Raw genomic sequence first — 7,136 nt, forward strand, 5'->3', positions numbered from 1 at the left:
GAGTTAGGAAAGCCAGGACGCAGACACCCAGCCACCACCTTTGAGTTGGGCCCAGCCGTTTTTGTAACGACCGGTCAATTTGATGTGGTCTCCATAATATAACTTGCCGATTACATGAGAACAGCTATCGGGGCGGTTGCGGATATTCAGTCGGCTGCCATTCGTGACAACTTTGGCGTAGCTGTGATGGCCGTGATGGGCGCGATGGCCACAGTGTTTGCGGTAGCAACCTGCTTGGGCTTCGCCACCGACACTCAGAACAGATAGGGCTACTGCCATACCTGCAACGCCTATCCATGCAGAATTAGGAATTTTCAAGCCCAGTTGGTCTAACGACTTGACCTGGAGTTCGGACTCTGGAGATTCATAAGCAACAAAAGAGTGGCTCAATGCTAGTGCTTCCATAGTTTCCTCGTGATTGTTGTTAACCTTTCTTGGTGCAGACTCAGGTCAAAACCTCAATTAACAGCCCAAATTATTAACTTATGTTTCATAAAAGCTACAAAAGGGCGTTAAGGTCTTGCTTGTGCCGAGTATTGGCTAATGTTCCTGAACCCTGCACAGGTATATCATGTCACTGATGTAGCTTTCCGGAACAAAAAAATAAATAAAGTTTACATCGGCTGCTAAAAATTTTGCCGACGCGGATCAGAACTCTGGGCAGAATTAAACTTAACTGTGTCATTAAAAAGGGAACGAAGTTATCGATTGGGGTTTTGAATTGCTTGTACTGAGTTGCGAATGACACTACTTATTTTGGTGCTTATTTATTGAATTGCTACAGCAATATAGGCAGTTAATTTGATCGAACAAGCATCCCGCTCGTCTTCAAGCACAATCTTAATTTGCTTCGGGTCAGTCATAGTGTAGCCGATCGCACTGGTGCAGAAGTTCGGGGCGATGGCGTCGGACCCTTGCCCGTGCTACGAGATTGGTCTAAAAATTAGTCTCCCTGTCTCCCCGACAAGAATGCAAGACAAATCCATCGCGACTTGATTTGTGTCAAGATCAATTAACTTATCCAGCACCACTTCTTTTTCTTTGGCAATGAACTCTAGCGCTGCACTTTCGATCGGGACAATTCCTCAACGCCATGAATCAGACAGCTTCGCCATTACCTTAGCACCGTTGTCTGTAGAGGAAATATATGCTTTGGCAGATGACCCTGCCAACGGAGCCGTGGTAATAATGAGCGGTACAGTCCGCAACCAAACTGAGGGTCAAGCTGTAGTTTCCCTAGAATATCAAGCCTACGAACCGATGGCCGTGCGAGTATTCCAGCAAATCGCTACGGAAATCCGCCGCCAGTGGGTCGATGTCAATCGGGTCGCCATTCACCACCGCGTCGGACACTTGCAGGTGGGCGAAATCAGCGTACTGGTGGCTGTTGGCTGTCCCCACCGGGGGGAGGCATTTGCAGCTTGCCAGTACGCCATAGATACGCTCAAACACAATGTACCGATTTGGAAAAAGGAACATTGGGCTGACGGTTCTAGTAGTTGGGTTAGTATTGGAGCGTGCGAGGTAGTCGGGCATTAGTAAGCAGTCAGCAGTCATTGAGTGTCTGATGACTCAAGCCGATGGCAGTTTCCGAGTGCGGGAACCAATCTGGATCTGCTAGCGTCAAAAAGTGTGGAATGTTCGATGAGCCAATTCCACCGATGAGCGACTTTATTTCCGTGTCCTGGTCTGCGGTTGTGGCGACCGTTCAAAGAGTGCAATTGCCAGCCGAAAAACTCTCTAATTATGACTTGGTGTTGCGTTGTCAGGAAGGAAATCGACCTGAGAGCACGGCCTTTTCAGAACTGTTGAAGCGGTATCAGTCCCACGTAGACAGGGTACTCTATCATTTGGCCCCTGACTGGCAAGACCGAGCAGACTTGGCTCAGGAAGTGTGGATTCGGGTCTACCGCAATATTAACCGCTTGCAAGAGCCTGTTAAATTTCGGGGCTGGCTGAGCCGCATCGCCACTAATTTGTTTTACGATGAGTTGCGGAAGCGCAAGCGGGTGCGAACTCCGCTGTCGCTGGACGTACCCCGTGCTCTGGAAGATGGCGAGGTAGATTGGGAAATTCCGGCGGACAGTCCGGGGCCTGATGAAGATTTGACGACTAGAGAATTTTACGACCAGTTGCGGGTGGCGATCGCAGATTTGCCTGAAGTATTCCGCACGACAATTGTTTTAAGAGAAATTGAAGGTTTAGCCTATGAGGAAATAGCCGAAATGACCGGAGTTTCTCTGGGAACGGTCAAGTCGAGAATTGCTAGAGCTCGCCAAAGATTGCAGTTGGAATTGCAAAAATATCTCGATGGTAATTAGCGATAGTGCTTTTAGAGGTCGATCAAGAAGATTTGGTCATGTTTGCTGTCATATCAAAACTTCTCTTTTAAAATATAATTAAGCAGTAAATCATTCTAATAGCCAGGGCATCCTTCCCCAATAAAAGCAACTTTGAAATATGAATTATCACTTTGAATCGGATAAAAATCAGCATCAGCAAGGTATCGGGGATTCACTCGCTGAAAATCAAGCTAACAACAATTATCCCCAGGGGAATGTAACTACTATGATGCGCGATCGCTTTGAATTGCTGAGTGCTTACCTCGACGGCGAAGTGACGGCTGCAGAACGTCGGCAAGTGGAGGAGTGGCTGACAAATGACCCCACTACGAAGCGTTTGTACTCGCGACTGCTGATGATGCAGCAGAGTTTTCGGTCAATGCCGGTGCCTGCTTCGGAACAATCTGCACAGGAGTTGGCGGCGAAGGTTTTGCAGCGGGTGGAACGCAAGCCGAAACGAACTTGGATTTTGGGTGGAGGTGCGATCGCAGCTTTGTTGATTGCGGTGGTGTCTGGTGTCGGTGGCGGCCGCCAATTGTTTGCTCCCGAGTTTGCTCGATCTCCCATTCCTGCTGAATCTGACGGTTTGATGGTGGCTTTGAACGAGCCTCTGATGGAGATTGTTAATCCCAACGATTTGATGCTTGGGGTGAATGCACCGATAATGGATATTCCCAAAGTTGGTATAGCAAGCCCTCAAAAGTCATTGCCAAAGGCGCAATAGGATTTCTGTTTTGAGCATAAATGAAGTTGCTAAGCTCCCTAAAAAAGGGGGCTTTTGCGGTTTTTCCCAGTTTTTCAAGTGGATATATCCTTTGACACTTTCCTGGCTTTGAATGACGTATTGTGGGGCGATCGCATCTTAATATCGAAGTAGGTAGCTAGTGGAATTAGAGCGGGCGATCGCACTTGTCACCGATTTTTTGCAGATTTGCGATCGGCAACAGCAATGTCTCCTCAATTTCCTGCCGCACAGTAGGAGATACATTACAACCGCTATTGAGGCAATCTACCAGCAATTTATTAGCATCGTAATACTTCCTCAGCAATGACTTCTGCAGTTCACTAAATTGCCAATCGTGACCTATATTGCGATATTTAATCATCACATTTCTTAATTGCTGAGTCCAATCTTGACCGTGATCTTTCCACCACTCCCGCTCCATTTTCCACCACGCCTGCATTTTGTAGGTATATGTTGAATCATATAGTTGTTTTTTGAGTTGTTGTAGCGATAGCTTCAATTCAGGTTCCAGATTCAAATTTATAGTAAAGACGAGGATAGAGATCAGATTGCGAGCTGACGCAGCAGCATAAACATAAGAAATATTAAGGTCAAGTGCATAGAGCATTCCAAGATCCAGAAGAATATCAGTAGTCAAATCAGAATCGCGTTCATTGCCAGAAGAAGAAGAAGTATTGTCAGAAAAAGAAGAAGAAGTAAAGTCAAATAAAAAAAGTCTCAGAGGTGGTCTAAAGGTATGGTCAATGGCATAACCAAGGCTATGAACCAAACTTATGTCAACCTCCAAGCGAGGATTACGGTTACTAACGCGCTCTAACTCTCTACCCATATAAAAAGCGCGGATAGCTGAGCGTTTATAGGGCTCATTAACGGAAATAGATTTATTTCTTACCCACATAAGGAACTGCTGCAACTGCTCATCGTCAGCGACGAGTGCATCCACTTGCTGTTTCATTAACAGCAATAAGTCATCAGCTTTTCGCAACATCACAACTGCCAGGAAAAAAACTTCTTGCCAGCGCTTCTCGGTGATGTGGATGGCCAGTTTTCCCAAAGCTTGTGGAGTCGAATTATTAACTATTTCTCTAGCAGTAAAATACTCTTGGAATGTTAGATGAGAAAACGAATAAATCCCTCTTGCCCTTTCCACTAATAAGCCATGTTGTGCCTCGATCGCCTTCAGCACAGCCTCACTATGTATCTCGAACTTAACGGGGTCAGTTGTGCTATCGGGCAAGTTAGCTAGATAGTCAGCAATCAATTGCTGAACTGTGTTTTTGTCAAAAAAGTAATCGCCACGATCAAAAGTAATAGCGGCTACAAAACCAAGTAAATGTTGCTTGTGGGAAAAATTTAAATTTCGATAAACTTCATCCCGTTGAATACCTCTGGTTTCATCCCATTTTCTGAGCAAAATTTCCAGTCCTTCTTCATACAACTTGGCTCGGTAGGATGGAAAATCTGCTTGTGCTTGGAATACTAAACAAGTCAAGTTAAGTAAAATTGGCGTTACTGCCAGTTCTCGAATTTGCTGATTTTTAGTCATTTTTAGCTTCTCTAAAAATTGAGATGCTAAAGCTTTTCCTGCCTCCAAATTATGGGAAAATGCCACAAACCAATTGCTCGCAAAGGCAGCAATTTGCTTGTTATTAAAATCGGCTACCTCAACACAAGTAAAGGCTTCGTCGTGAAATCTGTATTTAGAAGCGGCAATTCGACAGGTAATAATAAACAGATTGTTGTAATAGTTTTGGACAAACTGACGAATCTGTCTGACGACTGCCTCGCTATCTGATTCTGGCACTTCATCTAAGCCGTCCAATAAAATTAAACATCTGCCTTGACTAAGTACAGATTCAGTTTGCGATCGCGCCTCAACTCCGCAACTGGCAAATTCGTCACTGATATATTCTAATAAGTCAAGATTAGCGATTTCAGCAAAGGTTTTTAGAGGGATAAAAATCGGTATTTTGTTGGCTTCAAATTCTGATCGATCGCACTCAATGGCAATGTGTTTTAAAAAGGTAGTTTTACCGGAACCCGGTTTGCCGAGTACCATCAATTTAGAGTGAGATTTCACTGCATCCAATCCAGGGACTCGTTTCTGGCGTACTTTACCCAATCCCAAGCGGTTAAAGTTATCCGCATCTGGGTTGAAGTCTCTCAATAAATCGCGAATTTCTCCCGGCTGCCAACTGGTAATTTCCTCCAAAATGTTGACTTCAACGTAGAGCTTGCTGACATCAACGGGCTGTGCAATATCTAACAGTTGCATTTTGCTGTAAAGCTGTTGGATTTTGCTGTGGCATTTTTGCCGGATCTCTTCCACTACCGAATCAATGTCTAAATTCGATGGCTGCGTACTTTCTGGTGGAGGACGATCGACAATTTCTTCCCAATTCAACTGCAAAACCGTGCAGAAAGCCTTGAAAGCATTGGCTTTAATGGGTTCTTGTCCTCGTAAGAAACGCCTCCAAGTTGGCAGCGACAGACCATCGGCATAAGGGCCTGCCTCTGTCCAAGTTCGATCGGGTTCTAATTTTTGACTAGCTTCTACTAACCATTTGGGGTCTTCTATTGTCGAGCCCCTTTCTCTTCTAGCTTGCTTAATTTTTACTAATCCCTCCTCAGAGGCTTTGAGGGTCGTCATTATATAATTTACTTCTCTAATTGTCAATGTCAATTTTAGATCAGTTTAGCGATCGCAAACTGAGTTTGTCAAGACCCCAGCAACAAAGAGAAAATGATCCTGACAACAACTGCACGGCATACGGGAAAAGTCAGGCATAAATCAGGCCAAATTAACCCTTCAGAATGCCATTCTGTTGTGTCTCTAAAAATTACCTATTAAATAATGAGAAAGGATAGCAACATGAAAAATAGTATAAATGACATTCCCTCCCGGGGAATAGGCATAAAACTTATTAGCAAAATTGCCGATAAGCTAAGCTATACACGCACTTCTGACGAGCGAAACTGTCTATTAATTGTGAAATATTTTCATCCAGGTATAATACCACCCCAACCTCCGCCTCAATCTGGTTATTTAAAGCGGGTACTTGACTTGTGGAATGCCTTTATTTTGGGGTGGCAAAAGCAACGAAATTACCAATCTTGTCAAACTTATAACCAGCCAATTAAAACAATTCACCTTCCACTCAATAGTGACCTCAAGAGTGTTGTTCAAGTTTTATGGTGGGTCGAGCAGTTAGAGTATCTACCCATTCCCGAAGCAGTTTTGCAGCAGTGCAAACTTGCTACGATAGAAGGGTTTACAAATGCTGTTCGCCACGCTCATAAAAATCTGCCCTTGGCAACTCCGATCAACCTTGAAATAACCGTATTTAACGAACGCCTAGAAGTCAAAATTTGGGATATGGGAGAGCCTTTTGACCTCCAAGCTAAGTTAACTGAAGAATTACCAGTTATTTGGAGCGAGCTGGGGTTTATCCTTGACTAAAGCTGTTCTGTAATTCCCAGCTTTAAATTGACAACAAAAAGAAACTTTTTTGTTATGACTACTGATACTACTCCCAAGATTCTCGTGGTGGATGATGACGCTTCCATCCGCACTCTAGTTCATCGTTTTTTAACTCAGAAATATCAAGTAGATTCGGCAGCAGATGGCGAGACCGCTTTAGAATTGTTTGAGAAATTAAAGCCACTGCTAGTAGTTCTCGATTGGAATTTGCCGGATACTACAGGCTATCACCTCTGCCAAGAAATGCAGCGCCGTACTAATGTTTTTGTGATCATGCTAAGCAGTCGCACAGACGAAGCTGATAAACTTAAAGTCCTGTCCGCCGGTGCTGATGATTATATCTGTAAACCCTTTGGTTTAGCAGAGTTGGCAATTCGTATAGAAGTTGTGTTGAGACGGATGAGACCTGTAACTCCATCACGTATTGTATTCGATCAATTCGCGATCGATTCAGCGCGCCGGGAAGCAACACTCAACGATCGCATTATCAAGTTATACCAATTTTATGTGAAGTTGCATATAATAGAGAGATAGCTTTTATGGTGCGTTTATGAGTCGTAGTTTAAAA

At 44.2% G+C, this 7,136-nt stretch carries 7 protein-coding genes; 5 read left to right on the forward strand and 2 right to left on the reverse strand.

Translation table 11 applies throughout. The features are described from left to right. Nucleotides 1-3 precede the first annotated feature (3 nt). Entirely contained in the window at nt 4-405 is a 402-nt protein-coding gene (locus QUB25_RS23700; protein ID WP_333186736.1) for an SH3 domain-containing protein, read from the reverse strand. A 642-nt stretch (nt 406-1,047) separates the two neighbouring features. Between QUB25_RS23700 and QUB25_RS23705 the strand changes: the two genes are divergently transcribed. The 3 genes from QUB25_RS23705 (at nt 1,048) to QUB25_RS23715 (ending at nt 3,066) form a co-directional block, all read left to right on the forward strand. Further along, entirely contained in the window at nt 1,048-1,539 is a 492-nt protein-coding gene (locus QUB25_RS23705) for a molybdenum cofactor biosynthesis protein MoaE (RefSeq protein WP_333186749.1), read from the forward strand. 122 nt (nt 1,540-1,661) lie between these two features. Next, entirely contained in the window at nt 1,662-2,321 is a 660-nt protein-coding gene (locus QUB25_RS23710; protein WP_006631278.1) for a sigma-70 family RNA polymerase sigma factor, read from the forward strand. Nucleotides 2,322-2,460: 139 nt separating this feature from the next. Then, on the forward strand, nt 2,461-3,066 hold the full coding sequence (locus QUB25_RS23715; RefSeq protein WP_333186738.1) for a zf-HC2 domain-containing protein: 606 nt from the start codon (nt 2,461-2,463) through the stop codon (nt 3,064-3,066). Between the two features lie 166 nt (nt 3,067-3,232). Here the strand turns inward: QUB25_RS23715 and QUB25_RS23720 are convergent, their stop codons facing one another. Beyond that, nucleotides 3,233-5,737 carry an NACHT domain-containing NTPase gene (locus QUB25_RS23720; protein ID WP_333186741.1) on the reverse strand — a complete coding sequence of 835 codons (2,505 nt, stop codon included), beginning with the start codon at nt 5,735-5,737 and terminating at the stop codon, nt 3,233-3,235. A 222-nt stretch (nt 5,738-5,959) separates the two neighbouring features. Here QUB25_RS23720 and QUB25_RS23725 point away from each other — a divergent pair, with 222 nt between their 5' ends. Continuing rightward, a complete protein-coding gene (locus tag QUB25_RS23725) occupies nt 5,960-6,547 on the forward strand; it encodes an ATP-binding protein (RefSeq protein ID WP_333186743.1) in 588 nt (195 codons plus the stop codon). Between the two features lie 54 nt (nt 6,548-6,601). Next, entirely contained in the window at nt 6,602-7,102 is a 501-nt protein-coding gene (locus QUB25_RS23730; protein WP_333186746.1) for a response regulator transcription factor, read from the forward strand. The last annotated feature ends 34 nt before the right edge of the window (nt 7,103-7,136 follow it).

It is taken from the genome of Microcoleus sp. B3-D7, assembly GCF_036705305.1.
Classification (GTDB): domain Bacteria; phylum Cyanobacteriota; class Cyanobacteriia; order Cyanobacteriales; family Microcoleaceae; genus Microcoleus.